This is a genomic window from Gaetbulibacter sp. S0825 (assembly GCF_011777505.1).
In the GTDB taxonomy this organism is placed as follows: domain Bacteria; phylum Bacteroidota; class Bacteroidia; order Flavobacteriales; family Flavobacteriaceae; genus Pontimicrobium.
On the sequence record NZ_JAATJT010000001.1, the window covers coordinates 527,132 to 545,933 of the forward strand.

Annotated in this window: 12 protein-coding genes; 6 read left to right on the forward strand and 6 right to left on the reverse strand. The window is 34.3% G+C overall.

Annotation, left to right across the window (positions count from 1 at the left end):
- Positions 1-16: 16 nt before the first annotated feature.
- The 5 genes from HB672_RS02465 to HB672_RS02485 form a co-directional block, all read right to left on the reverse strand.
- On the reverse strand, positions 17-1,024 hold the full coding sequence (locus HB672_RS02465; protein WP_167607182.1) for a VWA domain-containing protein: 1,008 nt from the start codon (positions 1,022-1,024) through the stop codon (positions 17-19).
- On the reverse strand, positions 1,024-2,727 hold the full coding sequence (locus HB672_RS02470; protein ID WP_167607186.1) for a hypothetical protein: 1,704 nt from the start codon (positions 2,725-2,727) through the stop codon (positions 1,024-1,026). The genes HB672_RS02465 and HB672_RS02470 overlap by 1 nt, the downstream gene beginning before the upstream one ends.
- Positions 2,728-2,734: 7 nt before the next feature.
- On the reverse strand, positions 2,735-3,601 hold the full coding sequence (locus HB672_RS02475) for a DUF58 domain-containing protein (protein WP_167607190.1): 867 nt from the start codon (positions 3,599-3,601) through the stop codon (positions 2,735-2,737).
- Between the two features lie 96 nt (positions 3,602-3,697).
- Positions 3,698-4,702 (reverse strand): MoxR family ATPase, encoded by a 1,005-nt coding sequence (locus HB672_RS02480; protein ID WP_208864173.1) that lies wholly within the window; start codon positions 4,700-4,702, stop codon positions 3,698-3,700.
- A 148-nt stretch (positions 4,703-4,850) separates the two neighbouring features.
- Positions 4,851-5,648 (reverse strand): DUF4382 domain-containing protein, encoded by a 798-nt coding sequence (locus tag HB672_RS02485; RefSeq protein WP_167607193.1) that lies wholly within the window; start codon positions 5,646-5,648, stop codon positions 4,851-4,853.
- Between the two features lie 201 nt (positions 5,649-5,849).
- Here HB672_RS02485 and HB672_RS02490 point away from each other — a divergent pair, with 201 nt between their 5' ends.
- Together HB672_RS02490 and HB672_RS02495 are read left to right on the forward strand one after the other, a co-directional pair.
- Positions 5,850-6,611, forward strand: a complete 762-nt coding sequence (locus HB672_RS02490; protein WP_167607196.1) for an SDR family NAD(P)-dependent oxidoreductase — start codon at positions 5,850-5,852, stop codon at positions 6,609-6,611.
- A 29-nt stretch (positions 6,612-6,640) separates the two neighbouring features.
- Positions 6,641-7,774: an ATP-binding protein gene (locus HB672_RS02495; RefSeq protein ID WP_167610222.1), complete on the forward strand. Its 1,134-nt coding sequence runs from the start codon at positions 6,641-6,643 to the stop codon at positions 7,772-7,774.
- Between the two features lie 50 nt (positions 7,775-7,824).
- Here the strand turns inward: HB672_RS02495 and HB672_RS02500 are convergent, their stop codons facing one another.
- A complete protein-coding gene (locus HB672_RS02500) occupies positions 7,825-9,378 on the reverse strand; it encodes an aldehyde dehydrogenase family protein (protein WP_167607199.1) in 1,554 nt (517 codons plus the stop codon).
- A gap of 220 nt (positions 9,379-9,598) precedes the next feature.
- On the opposite strand from HB672_RS02500, the gene HB672_RS02505 reads away from it, so the two are divergent.
- The 4 genes from HB672_RS02505 to pbpC all read left to right on the forward strand — a co-directional run bounded on the left by HB672_RS02505 (position 9,599) and on the right by pbpC (position 18,784).
- Positions 9,599-15,160, forward strand: coding sequence for an Ig-like domain-containing alpha-2-macroglobulin family protein (locus HB672_RS02505; protein ID WP_167607202.1), 5,562 nt, complete (start codon positions 9,599-9,601; stop codon positions 15,158-15,160).
- 84 nt (positions 15,161-15,244) lie between these two features.
- Positions 15,245-16,144, forward strand: a complete 900-nt coding sequence (locus tag HB672_RS02510; protein ID WP_167607205.1) for an SH3 domain-containing protein — start codon at positions 15,245-15,247, stop codon at positions 16,142-16,144.
- Positions 16,131-16,439, forward strand: a complete 309-nt coding sequence (locus HB672_RS02515; protein ID WP_167607207.1) for an antibiotic biosynthesis monooxygenase — start codon at positions 16,131-16,133, stop codon at positions 16,437-16,439. Before HB672_RS02510 ends, HB672_RS02515 begins: the two co-directional genes overlap by 14 nt.
- Positions 16,436-18,784, forward strand: a complete 2,349-nt coding sequence (gene pbpC / locus HB672_RS02520) for a penicillin-binding protein 1C (RefSeq protein ID WP_167607210.1) — start codon at positions 16,436-16,438, stop codon at positions 18,782-18,784. Before HB672_RS02515 ends, pbpC begins: the two co-directional genes overlap by 4 nt.
- The last annotated feature ends 18 nt before the right edge of the window (positions 18,785-18,802 follow it).

Consider the following 18,802-nt stretch of genomic DNA (forward strand, 5'->3'; position numbering starts at 1 on the left):
TTTTCTTTATTCTATTTTATACAAAACTTCTAAAAATTGTAAATCGTAATAGTAACTCTATTAGTAATAGTATGCCTGCAAATAACACCAATGGACGGTATTTTTCTTCGTAATTATAGAATTTAAACTCTTCGACATCTGTTTTTTCTAATTTATCAATCTCTTTATAGATTTCTTTTAATTTTCTATTATCGGTTGCTCTAAAATATTTTCCACCTGTAACATCTGCTATTCCTTTTAACAGTTCTTCATCAATTTCTACTTGAATTCTGCCATATTGAAACTGGCCAGTTGTTTGACTTTGAGCAATTGGTGACAATGCCATCCCGTTTGTTCCTAACCCAATGGTATACGTTTTTATACCATATTCTAGCGCTAACTCACTTGCAGTGTTTGGGTCAATAAATCCTGCATTGTTTACACCATCTGTTAATAAAATGATGATTTTGCTTTTTGCCTTACTATCTTTAATTCTATTAACTGCAGTTGCCAACCCCATTCCAATGGCTGTTCCTCCATCAATAATGGTATTGTATTTAATGTCTCTTAAAGAGCGTAAAACGATAGATTTATCGCTTGTAATTGGTGTTTTTGTATAGCTCTCTCCTGCATATTCAACGAGTCCAATTCTGTCGTTTGGTCTTCCATTAATAAATTCGGCAGCCACATTTTTTAAAGCTTCTAATCGGTTTGGTTTTAAATCTTTTGCCAACATACTTGCCGAAACATCTATTGCCATCACTATATCTATACCTCGTGTTGTCTTTGTTTTTGTAGATACATCTACTGTTTGTGGCCTTGCTAAAGCTGTAATTAATAATCCTAAAGCAACTAAACGTAAAAAGAATAAAATATGTCTAAATTTTGGCAATATTGAACTTCCTGTTTTAAACCCTTTGATACTAGAAATTTTAAACTCAGCGGTTTGTTTTTTATACTTAAAAGCATACCATAGAATAGCTAAAGGTATTGCTAAGAATACCCAAAACATCTGTTTATTTAAAAAGTCTATTCCTTCTAACATTATTCTTCGTCTTCTTCTAATTTAATTAGTTCTATAGAATCTAATATGCGTTCCATAATTTGGTCGGCATATACATCATCATCTTTCCAAACTAAAATTACCTCTTGTAATAAGTTTTGAGTTGTAAAGCCAAGAATGACATAATTACCTCTTTCTTCGTTCCCGTTTTCGGTAACAAAATCAGCTGTTCCATAAGTTTTTAAACCTTCTTGACCATTTGGTGTGATAAATTGTTCACTTTTAGTGATAATGTTTTTGGTGCCTCTACTCTCAAAGTTTTTAAGGTGCGCTTCGGCAACTTGTATGAGGTCTATTTTATTCTCGTCTTCTTTAGTTTCTTCTTGATCATGTCCTCCAGGAGGCTCAGTTGAAGCCATTTTTGTTGAAATAACTGCAATATCAAAATTAGTGCTTGCATTACCATAACCAAAAGTCGCCACTTGCACTTGATTTTTTAGATGTTCTGGCAGTTCGGTAGATTTTCGCTCTAGCACTTTAGGTGTCGTTATAATAACCCCTGGAGCTCCATATTCACTTGTCACCCAATCCTTTTCTTCCAAAAGTTCTAAGCTAGAATCCCCAAGAATAGTGTCTTTAACGTATTTGAACCCAAAATACATTCCAAAGCCAATATAAGTAGCAACCAATAGTATAATTGAAGCTACAACCGTAATAACTACTTTTCTTTTTCTTCTCTTTTCTTCTAGTTCTTCTTGATATTTCAAATCGGCTAGAAGTTCTTCTTCGGTTGGTTCTGGAAGTGCTTCTTTTACTTGATCAATCTCCATATCAATGGTATTCCTATCCATTATTGCCAGCTCTTTATCTGGTTTGGATTTTGCAAATTTTACCAAATCGGCACGTCGTAAAATAGTGTCAATATTATCGATGTCTTCTTTACTAAGGTCTATTTGATTGCCATCTCGTAATAAATTCAACCTATTTATTAATTCTTCGGTAGTGCTTTCTAAAGCGTGGTCATATACTTTTTCGTCAAGATATTTTCTTATAATACCTGTTAGTTCAGAATAATATTCTTTGATTTCATCGTTTTGCAAATATCCTGATTTATCCAGCTCTACTAATGCTAATTTTGCACGTTCATAAGGAGGTAATAATGCGACTTTTTCTTCTTCGGTCAATGGCTTTTGTCGCCAAATAAACCAATACAATAAAAACGCCACTAATGCTAAGGACACTATTATAATAAGAAAATATAGCCACCAATTACTTGGGCTTTTATCTACTTCAATAATTGGTTTTATACTATATAAAGGTTGCTGTGTTGTATCTACTTCAATAGTTCTTACCTCAACTTTTAATGAATCTGTAAAGGCCTCATAATCTCCTATTAATATCTTTTGCCTAGGGATGGTATATGTTCCAGAATCAAACTGTGTAAGTCCATATTTCTTAATTAATTTAAAACGATCTCCTAGCTTTGTAGCATCGACTTTATAGGATTCTATCATTTCTAAAGGTAGAAATGTTTGTCCTTCAGGAAAAACCACCAGACTTGAGGTATCTACTTCAACTTCAATACTATAAATTAATTCTTGTCCAATTTTTATAGATGTAGAATCTATTGATGAAGATATTTTTTGTGCAAATGAGGCGATTGAAAATAGTGCAAAGCAAAAAGACAGAACAACTGTTCTATACTTTTTTGCTTTTAAATCTATATTTTCTAATTTATAATTCATCACTCTTTTATCCTCTTCTCTTGAAATAACCTAATAGTTTTTTTACATAGCTTTCATCAACACGACAATCAATTACTCCTGCACCTGCTTTGTTGAAGCTATCTTTATAGTAGTTTACCTTCTCGTTATAAAATTTACCGTAATTGATTCGCACACTTTTCGAGGCGGTATTTACTAACATTAACTCTCCTGTTTCTTCGTCTTGCATCTGCACCATTCCTAGGTTTGGAATAGTTTCTTCATGTTTATCGTAGATTCTAATTCCTGTAACGTCGTGTTTTCTTGCAGCAATTTTTAGTGTGTGGTTATAGTCATCTGCAATAAAGTCACTTAACACAAAAACAATCGCTTTCTTCTTCATCACATTCGACAAAAACTTCAAAGCTTCAGCAACATTTGTGTTTTTACTTTTTGGATGAAACTCAATTAATTCTCGAATAATACGTAGCACATGAGACCGCCCTTTTTTAGGTGGAATATATAGCTCGACTTCATCCGAAAATAAAATAAGCCCAATTTTATCATTATTTTGAGTTGCAGAAAAAGCCAATGTTGCTGCTATTTCTGTGACAATCTCATTTTTAAACTGGTTAACTGTTCCAAACAATTCAGATCCTGAAATATCAACCATCAACATCATAGTAAGTTCTCTTTCTTCTTCAAAAACTTTAATATGAGGTTCATTGGTTCGTGCAGTTACGTTCCAATCTATATTACGTACATCATCTCCGTATTGATATTGACGCACTTCACTAAAGGTCATACCTCGTCCTTTGAAGGTAGAATGGTATTCTCCTCCAAAAATATGATCAGACAAACGACGTGTCTTAATCTCAATTTTTCGAACTTTTTTTAGTAACTCTTTAGTATCCATTTTGCAGTTAACAGTTTGCAGTTTCAGTTTTCAGTAGGTGTTATTCAGTAGCACTTACACATTTAACTGTGTACTGTGACTGAATACTGTGAACTATTATGGCACTTCAATCTCGTTAACAATTTTATTAATGATGTCTTCTGAAGTCACATTTTCTGCCTCGGCTTCGTAAGTAATGCCTATTCTGTGGCGCAATACATCATGTACTACAGCGCGAACATCCTCAGGGATTACATAGCCTCTACGCTTAATAAACGCATAACATTTTGCAGCATTTGCTAGGTTAATACTTCCACGTGGAGATGCTCCAAATGAAATAAGTGGTTTTAAATCGGCTAGTTTATATTTCTCAGGGTAACGTGTTGCAAACACAATATCCAAAATATATTTTTCTATTTTTTCGTCCATGTAAACTTCCCTTACTGCCTTTTGAGCATTAAGAATTTGTTTAACAGACACTACTGGATTCACCTTTTCAAAGCCTCCTTTTAAATTGGCACGAACAATAAGTTGTTCTTCATCCATTTTAGGATAATCAATAACCGTTTTAAGCATAAAACGATCCACCTGTGCTTCAGGTAAAGGGTAAGTTCCTTCTTGTTCTACAGGGTTTTGAGTTGCCATTACCAAAAATGGTTTGTCTAAAATAAACGTTTCGTCACCAATAGTTACTTGCTTTTCCTGCATGGCTTCTAATAAAGCCGATTGCACTTTGGCTGGCGCTCTGTTAATCTCATCAGCTAAAACAAAATTGGCAAAAATTGGTCCTTTTTTAATAGAAAAATCGTTTTCTTTTATGTTGTATATTAATGTTCCAACAACATCAGCCGGCAATAAATCTGGTGTAAATTGTATTCTACTAAAACTACCATCAACAGCTTGCGACAAGGTGTTAATAGCTAATGTTTTTGCCAAACCAGGAACTCCTTCTAGCAATATATGTCCTTGTCCGAGTAAACCAATAAGCAAACGTTCAACCATATGCTTTTGACCCACAATAACCTTGTTCATTTCCAATGTCAGCAAATCAACAAAAGCACTCTCTTTTTCTATTTTTTCATTAATCGTTTTAATGTCAATTGTCCCTGTATCTTCTATCATTTTGTTATTTTTTGGATGCGTGAATATAACTCGCATTTTTCAACACCGCAAATTGTTAAAATATTTCGTGTATTGCTGTTAATAATTGGTTAAAAAAAAGAGCATTGCTTAGTGCAATGCTCTTATAAATCAATTCTTTCTTAATTCCCTATTCAAGGTTAGCTGTTTCAATGGTCGTTGTGTTTCCAACTGTTACTTCAACATCTTCAATAATTAAAGGACTTAAACCTGAGGATACTTCAGGGGTAATTGTTAAGTCATAGGTTCCTTCATCCAAACCTACCAACACAAAATTTCCATCTTCATCTGTAAAGGTTGACACAATTTCCGCTCCAACTACCGTTGAAACCTCTACTTGAATACCTATTGGTAAAACCTGCCCTGAAATTGCTCCAGTATTTGCTTCTAGCGAAGCTCTAATAACTGGTTTCAGATTTATATTTCCTGAATTTCCTGCAATTACGATGGACTCTTCAACCATAAAATCAAGTAAAAAAGTATATGCAATGTTTGCTTCAAGGGTTTCATTTACTTTAATTTTTAATCCGCTTTGTTGTGCACTTGGTGTATTTAATGAAAATGATACGCCATCCATAACAACTGAATTATTACTACCTAGAACCAGCCTAATTTGATTTAATTCCCCTGATGGGATTTGAAAATCGTCAACTAACAATACATTGATTCCTCCAGTAAGATCTAAAAGATCATAAACTCCAGTATTTATAGCATTTAAGCTTTGCCATCCGTTTTCATTATCACTATCATCATTTAATTTTACCTCAACATCAACTACCTCAATAAATACATTATCAAAATCAGCAGGGTCATCCATTAACCTTACTGAAATACTTGAAGTTCCATTATTTGAGGAAACAGTATCTTTATTACAACTAAAAGACATTAAAATTAAAAGTAAAATAGTTGTTGATTTAAGATATTTCATTCTTTTCATATTTAAGTTTTTGGGTTATACAATAATTACGAATAACTTTAACCTTTGGATGTTTTTATAATCTTACTTTAAAACAATATTATTGTAAACTAAATAGTAACCAATGATACAATAATTTTAAAGTAATAGGTATTTTTCTATACGAATTACAGAAAACAGCCATTAACTGACTATAAATTAAAAAGCGTACTAATGATTCAAAACAAAACTGCTTTAATAACTGGAGCAACAAGTGGTATAGGTAGAGCAACAGCTCATGAATTTGCTAAATATGGCATTCGATTAATTTTATGTGGAAGACGACAAGAGCGCTTAGATACCATACAAAGTGCACTATCAAAACAAACCGAAGTCATCACTTTAAATTTTGATGTTAGAAATAAAACTGAAGTTTTCAATGCTATCGCTTCGCTTCCAGAAGCTTTTAAACATATAGACATTCTAATTAACAATGCAGGAAATGCTCATGGACTAGACCCAATTCAAACTGGAGATACTGATGATTGGGATGCTATGATGGACATTAATGTAAAAGGGTTATTGTACGTTAGCAAAGCTGTAATTCCACAAATGACCGAACGGCAATCTGGACATATTATAAACATTGGCTCCTCTGCTGGAAAAGAAGTCTACCCAAAAGGAAATGTGTATTGTGCTAGTAAGCATGCTGTTATTGCTATTACAGATGGGATGCGAATTGATCTTAATCCGTTTAATATTAAAGTAACAGCTATTAATCCTGGATTGGTTGAAACCGAGTTTTCGCAAGTTCGTTTTAAAGGTGACGCTGTTGCCAACAATGTTTACAAAGGCTACAAGGCGTTACAGCCTGAAGATATTGCAGACATCATTTATTTTGCAATTACGAGGCCTTCTCATGTTAATATTGCCGATTTGTTAGTATTTCCAACTGCCCAAGCTAATAGTGTGACTGTTAAAAAAGAGTTTAATTAACAACATTTCCTCTTTTGAGAGAAGTAAACATGATTAACAAACGCTTGCTTATTAAAAACCTATTAGCTCACAACGATGAGAATAGTTTTTATGATAAAAAACGAAAAATTAATATTAGTGAACGAGAAGGGAAAGCAAAATTTTTAAAACATATATGTGCACTTTCCAATAGCAATCCTAAAAATAATTCGTACATCGTTATTGGGGTTGAAGATGAGGATAATAACATTGTAGGAGTCGATTTTTTTGATGATAGTAAAATTCAAAATCTCATCAATGCGTATCTATCAAATCCTCCAATTGTACAGTACGAAAACATTCCGTTTCCACATTTACCAGATGACAAAGTGGTAGGCTTAGTAACCATTAGACCTATTAACGAAATTACCTCATTACGAAAAAACATCTGGAAGTATTATGGTGGCTCAGTCTTTTTTAGAGATGGCAGCATGAGTATGCCAAAAGTGTTTGACATAGAAATTAAAGATGTTAATTCTGAGATTGTTGCTGCTATAGAAAATCATGCTCAGAATAATATTGAACACACTCTAGATGGTGTGTTTGACTTTCTGCAAAAACGAAAAGATTACAATCCCAAGTACAAAGTATTCAAAGAGTACTTTGTCATGTGTTGGGCTGGACAAAGAAAAGAGGTGAAAAACGAAGTGTTTTACTCAAGAGTTGATATTGAATTGATAAACGAGCAAGTTCGATTGTTTTTTTCAACTCTTGATGAAGTATCTATTGAATATGACAACCATTCCTTTAAAATAATTGAATATGTCAACTTAGGATTGCAAGGGACTAATAAATATTTTCAGCTTGAAAAAACTATTATCAGTTTTGGTGAAAGTGCTAATTATACCATTGACACGCAATTACTTTTCGAGCCTCCACAATATGATAAAAAAGTATTGCATCATATTTATAATTCTAACAATGCCCTTTTAAAAAACATTCAACTTGGAACATCGCTTAATAAACAGCAAGAATTGGATTTAAAAAATCTTCCTGTGACCTATTTAATTTGTTATTTCAATGGATTTGAAGATGCGATTGATAAACTAGAAGAAGCAAAATCGCATTTAAAAAAGCATAGTGATGAGGTTTATCAACTTTATAAAGAGGCTATTCGAATTTTAAGAAAAATCAAGTACAATTAGAAACAAAAAGCCACATCATTCGATGTGGCTTTTACTATATATAAATACTTTTAAAGGTCAAACTTTATCCCTTGTGCTAAAGGTAATTCATCAGAATAATTAATAGTATTTGTTTGTCTTCTCATGTACACTTTCCATGCATCAGACCCAGACTCACGTCCACCACCTGTTTCTTTTTCACCACCAAAAGCGCCTCCAATCTCAGCACCAGAAGTACCAATATTGACGTTTGCTATACCACAATCTGAGCCAGCATATGATAAAAACTTCTCAGCTTCTTTCATTTCATTCGTCATAATTGCAGAAGATAATCCTTGAGCAACCCCGTTTTGTTTTTCAATAGCATTTTCTACATCACCAGAATATTTCATTAAATATAAAATAGGAGCAAATGTTTCATGCTGTACAATTTCAAAATGATTATCTGCTTCAATAATTGCTGGTTTCACATAACAACCGCTTTCGTAACCTTCTCCTTCTAAAACACCTCCTTCAACTAGTACATTTCCGCCTTCAGCTTTTGCTTTTTCAATAGCAGCTAAATACGTATTTACAGCATCATGGTCTATTAATGGTCCTATATGATTCTTTTCATCTAAAGGGTTACCAATAGTTAATTGTCCATAAGCACCAACAATAGCATCTCTTACTTTATCGTAAACAGATTCGTGAATAATTAAACGACGTGTACTTGTACAACGTTGCCCACAAGTTCCAACTGCTCCAAAAACAGCACCAGGAACTACCACTTTTAAATCTGCTGTAGGTGTAATAATAATCGCATTATTCCCACCTAACTCTAATAAGGATTTTCCAAAACGTTCGGCAACTGTCTTACCAACAATTCGTCCCATTCTAGTTGAACCAGTTGCAGACACTAGAGGAATTCGAGTATCTGTGGTTAAAAATTCACCTACTTTATAATCTCCATTGATAATGCAAGAAATACCTTCAGGTAAATTGTTTTCTTTTAAAATTCCAGCAATTATGTTTTGACAAGCAACTGCACATAAAGGTGCTTTTTCAGAAGCTTTCCACACACAAACATCACCACAAATCCAAGCTAAAGCAGTATTCCAAGCCCAAACAGCTACAGGAAAATTAAATGCTGAAATAATTCCAACAACTCCAATTGGATGCCATTGTTCTCTCATGACATGCCCTGGACGTTCTGATGGAATTGTTTGTCCATTTAATTGCCTAGACAAACCTACTGCAAAATCACAGATATCAATCATTTCCTGAACTTCACCATAACCTTCTTGCAAAGATTTACCCATTTCATATGACACCAATTTTCCAAGAGGTTCTTTCAAGTCTCTTAATTTGTTTCCAAATTGACGAACAATTTCACCACGTTGTGGTGCTGGCACATCTCTCCAAGACAGAAATGCTTTTGTAGCTGCATCCATCACTTTGTCGTAATCTGCTCTTGTCGTCGTTTTTACTTTCCCAATTAGTTGTCCATCTACAGGTGAATATGATTCAATAATTTCACCGTTCGAAAAATTATTAGACCCTGTTGAAGTTCCTTCGTTTATATCATTAACACCTAGTTGTTTAAGTGCTTCTTGTATGCCAAAATTGGTAGCAACTGCTTCCATATAATCAATATTTTAATTTGTATTTATTTAGCTGCGAAGATACTAATTTATTATATTTTTATAGTTGAATAATTGGTTTAAGATTTTGGCTTATACTTGATTTTAATACTTATTTAACATTCGTTGGAAGTCTAAACACATCAAATCTTCCGTAATTATTTAACAAGAGATTACTTACGCTCTTTTAACAAATTCGTTCAATTAAATACTATTTACAATTATGCAGCTAAAAAAATCTCTTGTCGTTTTCCTTCTCACAATAGTTGCTTTTTCATGTAAGCAAAAAGAAACTCAAACTAATAATCTTTTTAAATTCAAGAACTATATTAGCTACACAACGTCTGGGTTGGTATCTGTTACAAGCCCAATAACTATCAATCTTGTAAAAGCTGTAGATGAGTGGAAATCTAACGAAGAGGTTTTAACAAATGTGGTAAGTATTTCACCTAAAGTTTCTGGAAAACTCATCTCTAAAAGTGGCAATCAGCTTGTGTTTATCCCTGAAAATTCCCTACAACCTGATACGGAGTACTCAGTAACAGTCAATCTTAAAGATATTTACGAAACAATGCCGAAGGGTTTTGAAAGTTATACGTTTCAGTTTAAAACCATAAGACCAAATTTTTCGGTTATTACCAACGAATTACAATCTTATAGTAAAGAATGGCAATATATTCAAGGTGTTATTAAACTCGCAGATGTAGTAAACCTAGAAGATGCTAAAACACTTATTGAAGCTTCACAAAACAATAAAGATCTTTCAATAAAATGGGATGAATCTATTGAAACAGCTCGAATATTTGAGTTTAAAATAGATAGTATTCATCGTGATATTGATGACTCAAAAGTAACCATCAATTGGAACGGAAAATCCATCAATGCTAATAATAAAGGTGAAAGCACCATTACCATTCCAGGCATTAATAACTTCACAATTGTTGATGTAAAAGTGGAACAATCACCTGAGCAATACTTGTCAATTAATTTTTCCGACCCATTAAAAAAGCAACAAAACTTCGATGGTTTAGTAACATTACAAGACGTTACAAACCCAAAATATATTGTTGATGGCAATGTATTAAAGGTTTATACAGATTCACGTGTGGTTGGTAATATTCAAGTTGATGTGTTTCAAGGCATTCGAAATACAGACGATTTTAAACTAAGAATCCCTTTTTCAGAATCTATTTCTTTTGAGGCAATAAAACCTCAGGTTAGACTTATTACAGGAGCAGGAATTTTACCTAATTCACAAGATTTAAGATTCAATTTTGAAGCGGTTAATCTTAAAGCAGTTGATGTGCGTATCATTAAAATTTTCGAGGATAACATCCTTCAGTTTTTACAAGACGATAACATTGGCAGTAACAGCGATTATAGCATTAAACGTGTTGGACGACGCATTGCAAAGAAAACCATTCCACTTATAAAAGATGAAACTATAAACACAGGGAAATGGAAAGCCTACAGCATTGACTTATCTGAATATTTCAAGGTAGATGCTGGAGCTATATATCGTGTTGAATTAAGTTTTAACAAAGATTATTCACTTTACAATTGTGAGAATAATGAAACTAACTCTGAAAATGAAGACTATTATGAAGATGAATATTATAGTGACGAACGGTTAGCAGAAAGCTCAGATGAAGACCTTCGTGAAGAACAATATTGGGATAACGTTGTTTACAATTATAAGCGTTATTCGTATAACTGGAGAGAACGAGATAATCCTTGTCATGATGCATACTATAATCAAGAGCGTATGGTTTCAAGCAATCTCATGGCATCAAATCTTGGTGTAATTGTAAAACGAGGCACTAACAATTCATTTCATTTTGCAGTCACCAATATTTTAAACACCAATCCTGAAGCGAATGCAAAAGTAACATTATATAACTTCCAGCAACAACCTCTTGCTTCAAAAACAACTGATACTGATGGTTTTACCATTATAGATTCAGATACCAATGCTTATTTTGCTTTGGTTGAAAAAGGAAATAACACGACTTATGTAAAACTCAACGAAGGGAACTCGCTATCACTAAGTAAATTTGATGTTTCAGGAAAAACATTACAACGTGGATTAAAAGGCTTTATTTATGGCGAACGTGGTGTTTGGCGTCCGGGAGATTCCTTGCACTTAACGTTCATGTTAAACGATAATACCAACCCTTTACCAAAAGGACATCCAGTAAAAATGGAAGTAACTGATGCTAACGGAAAACTTGCCTACAGAAGCATTACTCAAAATGGATTGAATAATGTGTATCGCTTTTCTGTACCTACCTCAACAGAGGACAAAACAGGCAATTGGAACGCTAAAGTTTCCGTTGGTGGTGCAAACTTTTATAAAACATTAAAAGTTGAAACCGTTAAACCTAATCGTTTAAAAATTAAAATAGATTTTGAAGACGAGGTGCTTTCTAACACAAAGCCACTACAAAGTAAGCTTAGCGTGAATTGGCTTCATGGTGCACCTGCCAAAAACGTAAAAACTGAAATAAAAGCGAAATTTAGCACGACCTCTACTGGTTTTGAAACGTATCCTAAGTATGTGTTTAGTGACCCAACACGTTCATTTAATACAGAAGAAATTACCATTTTTGAAGGCAATGTAAATGCTGAAGGAATTGCAAATGTGAATAAGAAATTGAACGTTGGCAACAATGCTCCAGGAATGTTAAACGTATCATTCTTAACCAGAGCGTTTGAAAATGGAGGTGATTTTTCTATTGATGCTTTCAGTAAAAAATATGCGCCTTATAAATCGTTTGTTGGTTTGCGTTCTCCAAAAGGAAATGCGTATGGCTCGTTTTATACAGATGAAAATCAAACATTCGATATCGTAGTTGTTGATACTGAAGGAAAACCGGTAAAACGTGACAACTTAGAAGTAAAAGTCTATAAAATTGAATGGCGTTGGTGGTGGAATTCCTCTTATGATGATTTGGCTTCCTATGAATCATCACGCTATCATACACCTTTTACGAGTAGTACAGTCAATACAAATGCGAAAGGCGAAGCTAATTTCAATATAAATATTCCAGATGATGAAAGTGGTCGTTACCTTATTCGTTTGTATGACAAGGAAAGCGGTCATGCTACAGGACGCGTGGCTTATTTCTATAGAAATTGGTGGCAACGCAATTCTGGAAATGACAAAGAAGCCGCAAAAATGTTAGTCTTTGCTGCTGATAAAGAAACCTATACAATTGGTGAAGAAGCTAAAGTTACATTTCCTTCTGGAACCGAAGGTCTTGCTTTAATCAGTATTGAAAATGGCACAGAAGTACTTAGTACAAAATGGGTGAAAACTCAAAAAGGTGAAACCACTGCAAGCATTCCTATTACTAAAGAAATGACACCAAATGTGTATATCAATATTTCATTGTTGCAACCTCATGCAGTAACCGAAAATGATTTACTTATTAGATTGTATGGTGTCATTCCAATTATGGTTGAGGACAAAAATACCATTCTTGAACCTCAAATTTCAATGCCAAACGTATTACGACCAGAACAAAATATTACTGTAAAAGTCAGCGAAAAAAACAACAAAGCAATGACTTATACTGTGGCGTTGGTTGATGAAGGCTTACTGGATTTAACACGTTTTAAAACACCAAATGGTTGGGACGAATTTTACGCTCGTGAAGCACTTGGTGTAAAAACTTGGGATATTTTTGATGACGTGATTGGTGCTTATACAGGAAGTATCGACCAAGTGTTTGAAATTGGTGGTGATGGCTCTGCTTCCGAAGGCAAAAAGAAAAAAGCCAATCGCTTTAAACCAGTGGTTCAATATTTAGGTCCTTTTGAACTTAAAGCTGGAGAAACCAAAGCGCACGAAATAAAGATTCCAAAGTACATTGGCTCTGTTCGTACCATGGTTGTAGCAGGAGATTCTAAAAATGCTGCGTATGGTAGTGTAGATAAAACAACGCCTGTGAAAAAGCCATTAATGGTACTTGCTACGTTACCTCGCAAATTAAGTCCAGGTGAAAAAGTAACACTTCCAGTGACTGTTTTTGCTATGGAAAACAACATCAAAAATGTCAATATCAGTTTAAAATTGAGTGATGGTATTTCAATCGTTGGTAATAAAACTCAGCAACTCACTTTTTTAAAACCTGATGAGCAAATGGCGTATTTTGAATTGGATGTTAGCAAAGCAAAAGGGATTAATACTGTTGAAGTGATTGCTTCTGGACATGGTGAAACATCGTCATATCAAGTAGAAATAGATGTGATGAATCCAAATCCATATAGCACCAAAGCAACCGACTTTGTCCTGGAAGGAAACACATCTCAAACTATAGATGTTGAAACCTTTGGTGAAATTGGAACCAATAGTGCTTCAGTTGAGTTTTCAACCTTACCTCCAATGGATTTCACTGGAAGATTGCAATATTTAATTCGTTATCCTCACGGTTGTGTTGAGCAAACCACCTCTGGTGTGTTTCCGCAATTATATCTTTCAGATATTTTCGATTTAACTTTTGAAAAGAAAAAGACTATAGAAAATAATGTAAAAAGTGGTATTAAAAGATTGTCTCATTTTCAAAGACCAAATGGTGGTTTATCCTATTGGAGTGGACAAAATGATGTGAATGATTGGGGAACGTCGTATGCTGGACATTTTATGATTGAGGCAGAGAAAAAAGGTTATGTATTACCATTAACTTTTAAAAGCAATTGGGTACAATATCAAAAACAAGCTGCTAAAGCGTGGCGTCCAAGCTATAAGTATTACAGAAGTGACGTCGCTCAAGCCTACAGGTTATACACCTTGGCATTAGCTGGACAACCAGATTTAGCATCGATGAACCGATTAAAGGAGTTTTCGGAATTAAGTAACGATGCTAAATGGCGTTTAGCTGCTGCTTATGCACTTGCTGGACAACCTGAAGCTGCAAAGTCCATTACTACAACAGCCAATATAGAATTTGAAAGCGTACAATATGATTATTACACCTATGGTTCAGTTGATAGAAATAGAGCCATGGCACTGGAAACAATGGTGATCCTAAAAGACTCCAAAACTCGTGAATTAGCCGAATTAGTTGCAAAACGTTTGTCATCAAGTCAATGGATGAGTACGCAATCTACTTCATATAGTCTATTGGCTATGGCAAAAATGGTCAACGAAAATGGTGGCAAAGATTTGAGCCTAACATTCAAACTTAATAATGGTAACCAAGAAATTATTGACACTAAAAATGCCATTTCACAACGTGATTTAAACATCAACGATGGTAATAATCAAATTGTGGTCAACAATACAAAAAATAATACCATTTATGCTCGTGTGATGACTTCTGGAAAATTACCATTAGGAAAAGAAATTTCAGAGCAAAGAGGATTAAAAGCCTATTTGACTTATAAAGATTCACAAGGCAATACTATAGATATTACTAAGTTACAACAAGGTCAAGATTTTGTTGCAAGCATACAAGTTACTAACCAGAAAAATGAACCAATCAACGATGTGGCACTCACCCAAATTTTCCCTTCCGGATGGGAAATAGTAAATACGCGTTTTACTGCATTTGGAGAGGCAGCCACGAATCAAGCTGATTATACAGATATTAGAGATGACCGCGTAAATTTCTATTTCAATCTGAATAAAAGCTCGAGAGATGGAAGCACAAAAACCTTTAATGTGCTATTAAACGCTTCGTATTTAGGAACCTATTATTTATCAGGAACACAAGCCGAAGCGATGTATGATAATGACTATTTCGTGAGGACGAAAGGTCAGTGGATTGAAGTAATTAAATAAACAAATCGGTCATTCTGAAATTGGTTCTGAGAGCCAAAAAAATTTCTGGAACTTTTTCGGAGTGACTTTTAACACCTTAAAAAAATGAAAAAATTAATAAGTATAATATTAGTATTCGTAGCATTTGGCTACGCAGAAGCACAAGACATTCAATACGTTAATGCAGAAAACGGATTAATAGTTAGAGAAAGACCTAGCCAAGGTGCCATTAAAGTAGGCATGTTAGATTATGGAACAGTCATTGAAATTACCGAACACACCAATTTAAAACTCGAAGTTATGGATGGTGGTAAAAAACTTACTGGTGAATGGGTAAAAGTAAGAGGCATTGACGCTTACGAATTTTTTGAAGAAGGCTATGTTTTTAATGGTTATTTAACCGAAGAAACATTAGAAAAACGCTTTAAAGCAGCATATGACGAATTCACTGTAACCATTGAAGGAATCACAGAAAAAGAAAGCAGAAAAGATGATGTTAATCCAGATTTTAATGGCGTGTTATTCTATAAGCTAAATGACAATGAAACTTTAGAAGACAAAACAGTTAGGGTAAAACATCATCAAGAATTTAGAACTATTGAAGTATTTCAAAAGCATGAAAACAGCATCGCTATTTCTGATGATAAGTCGCACTGCGATATCATTAACTGGCAGCATTACTACTCTAGCTGGAAGCCTTTAAAAACCATTTCAAGCAATAAGAAGTTTGAAGCTTTGTCAATTTCAGAAAAAGAAGCAAGCAGATTTATAGATGTAAATATTGAAGAATTAAAAACGGTTGTTAACGATGCGTGTGGTGAAACTTGGAGTGACGCTATAAAAGATGTTGCCTCTTTGAATGACTATCCTACAAAAGTTGTGGTAAGCAAACTATATTTACGCATTTTAATGACAGATATTGATGGTTATAAAACAGAGAAGATAATTATCTTTGAAGTACCACTTAATAGTCAAACAAAAAAAGAGTCTTATGCAAAACTTTAAACCATACTACGCAGTAATATTTACATCCACTTTAACTAAAAACAATGAAGGCTATAGTGAGATGGCACAAAAAATGGAAGATTTAGCCAAAACCCAATCTGGATTTTTGGGTATTGATAGTGCACGAGAAGATGTAGGTATTACTGTGAGTTATTGGGAAAGTTTAGAAGCCATAAAAACTTGGAAACAAAATACTGAGCATTTAATAGCACAGCAAAAAGGACGTGAGCAATGGTACAATTGGTATAATACAAGAATTTGCAAAGTGGAGCGTGAATACGAATTTGAAATTTGAAAATAATAAGCTACATAAAACGTAACAAAATAAAATCAGCAGTTGTAACAATACTGTTGATTGCTTATTATTTCTGTTTGCCAAAACAACTATTTACAAACCCAACAGCCACTGTTATTGAAAGTCGTGATGGAGAATTGCTTGGTGCTATTATTGCTAAAGATGGTCAGTGGCGATTTCCTCATAACGACAGTATTCCGCAGAAGTTTAAAGACTGTTTAATTCTATTTGAAGACGAATATTTTTACAAACATCCAGGATTTAATCCAATATCAATTTACAAAGCCTTACGAGATAATATAAGTTCTGGTGAAGTGAAACGAGGCGGAAGCACACTCACGCAACAAACCATTCGTCTGTCTCGAAAAGGAACATCAAGGACTTATCTCGAAAAAATCAAAGAAATTATACTTGCCACTCGTTTAGAATTAAGATATTCAAAAGACGAGATATTAGCTTACTACTCAAGTAATGCATCTTTTGGTGGTAACGTAGTTGGACTTGACGCAGCCTCATGGAGATATTTTAATAGAAACGCTAACGACTTGTCTTGGGCAGAAAGCGCTACACTAGCAGTGTTGCCAAATGCACCAAGTTTAATTTACCCTGGGAAAAACCAAGAACGTTTACTCAAAAAACGAAATGCGCTTCTTGAAAAACTATTAAAAAACGAGGTTATTGACACCTTAACTTATGAGTTATCGATTCTAGAAGAATTACCTCAAAAACCCCATCCTTTACCGCAAATTGCACCTCATTTATTGCAAAATGTTGCCAAGAGCAATTATGGCAAACGCATTAAAACAACCATCAAAAAACACGTGCAGGAGCAAACTAATGCCATTGTAAAAAATCATTACAATCAATTACGTCAAAACGAAATTCATAACATTGCGGTCTTGGTTTTAGATGTCAACACACGAAAAGTGGTGTCATATGTTGGCAATGCTCCAACTAATAAAACACATCAAAATGCAGTAGATGTCGTTACCAAACCACGAAGTACAGGAAGCATTTTAAAACCCTTTTTATATGCTGCTATGTTAGATGCTGGCGATTTGTTACCAAATACCCTAGTACCTGATGTGCCAACACAATTTGGAAGTTACAATCCGCAAAACTACAGTAAGGAATTTGATGGTGCAGTTACTGCCAAACGTGCTTTGGCTCGTTCGCTCAATGTACCTTCTGTGAGATTGCTTCAGCAGTTTGGTTTGGACAGATTCTACCATTATCTCAAGCAATTAGAATTAAAAGACATAAAAAAGAATGCCAACCATTATGGCTTATCCTTAATTCTTGGTGGTGCCGAAAGCAATCTCTGGGATTTATGCAAAAGTTATGCTGCTATGGCCGGAACAGTTAATCATTTTAATGAAAACTCAAGTCAGTATTATACCAACGAGTTTTTAGAGCCTACTTTTTTAGCAGATGCAGAAATAGATTTTGGTAACCTCAATGATGAAAAAACCATTTTTGATGCAGCTTCCATTTACCTCACGTTTGAAAGTATGAAAGAGGTCAATAGACCTGAAGGTGACGAAAACTGGCAATTTTTTGATTCCTCTAAACAAATAGCTTGGAAAACAGGAACAAGTTTTGGCTTTCGAGATGCTTGGGCAATTGGTGTGACTAAAGATTATGTAGTTGGAGTTTGGGTTGGAAATGCTGATGGCGAAGGTCGTCCAGGATTGGTTGGTGTGCAAACTGCTGCACCTATTTTGTTTGATGTGTTTGATATTTTGCCGTATAGCGACTGGTTTAGTAAGCCTTTTGATGAAATGCAAGAAGTAGCCATTTGCTCCAAAAGTGGCTATAGGGCATCGCCTAATTGCAGCGACATTGAACAGAAATTCATTCAATTGAGTGGCTTAAAAACTAAGCCTTGCCCTTATCATGTATTGGTGCACTTGGATACTTCAGAACAATATCAAGTGAACACTTCTTGTGAATCGTTGGCAAATATTAAAAACACCTCGTGGTTTGTGTTGCCTCCTTTAATGGAATATTATTATAAGTCTAAAAACCCATTTTACAAACCCTTACCTCCTTACCGAAGTGATTGTGTGGCTGAAAGAGCTATAACCATGCAGTTTATTTATCCTAAGCAATCGGGCAAGTTCTTTTTACCAAAAGATTTTGACGGAAACACGAATGAGCTTATTTTAAAAATTGCCCACTCCAAACCAGAAACAACCGTTTTTTGGTATCTGGATGACAATTTTATTGGCAGTACTAAAGCCATTCACGACATGGCTATTTTACCAAAATCTGGACAACACTTGATTACAGTTGTTGACGAATTTGGGAATGAAGCTAAGCGGTTAATTGAAATTTCGGAATAAATTCTTAACTTTTGTTAT

Excerpts from the sequence above, each read along its gene's own strand:
- HB672_RS02510 (WP_167607205.1), top strand. The coding sequence starts at position 15,245 with ATGAAAAAATTAATAAGTATAATATTAGTATTCGTAGCATTTGGCTAC.
- HB672_RS02500 (WP_167607199.1), bottom strand. The coding sequence starts at position 9,378 with ATGGAAGCAGTTGCTACCAATTTTGGCATACAAGAAGCACTTAAACAA.
- HB672_RS02515 (WP_167607207.1), top strand. The coding sequence starts at position 16,131 with ATGCAAAACTTTAAACCATACTACGCAGTAATATTTACATCCACTTTA.
- HB672_RS02470 (WP_167607186.1), bottom strand. The coding sequence starts at position 2,727 with ATGAATTATAAATTAGAAAATATAGATTTAAAAGCAAAAAAGTATAGA.
- HB672_RS02485 (WP_167607193.1), bottom strand. The coding sequence starts at position 5,648 with ATGAAATATCTTAAATCAACAACTATTTTACTTTTAATTTTAATGTCT.
- HB672_RS02490 (WP_167607196.1), top strand. The coding sequence starts at position 5,850 with ATGATTCAAAACAAAACTGCTTTAATAACTGGAGCAACAAGTGGTATA.
- HB672_RS02495 (WP_167610222.1), top strand. The coding sequence starts at position 6,641 with ATGATTAACAAACGCTTGCTTATTAAAAACCTATTAGCTCACAACGAT.
- HB672_RS02480 (WP_208864173.1), bottom strand. The coding sequence starts at position 4,702 with ATGATAGAAGATACAGGGACAATTGACATTAAAACGATTAATGAAAAA.
- HB672_RS02505 (WP_167607202.1), top strand. The coding sequence starts at position 9,599 with ATGCAGCTAAAAAAATCTCTTGTCGTTTTCCTTCTCACAATAGTTGCT.
- HB672_RS02465 (WP_167607182.1), bottom strand. The coding sequence starts at position 1,024 with ATGTTAGAAGGAATAGACTTTTTAAATAAACAGATGTTTTGGGTATTC.
- HB672_RS02475 (WP_167607190.1), bottom strand. The coding sequence starts at position 3,601 with ATGGATACTAAAGAGTTACTAAAAAAAGTTCGAAAAATTGAGATTAAG.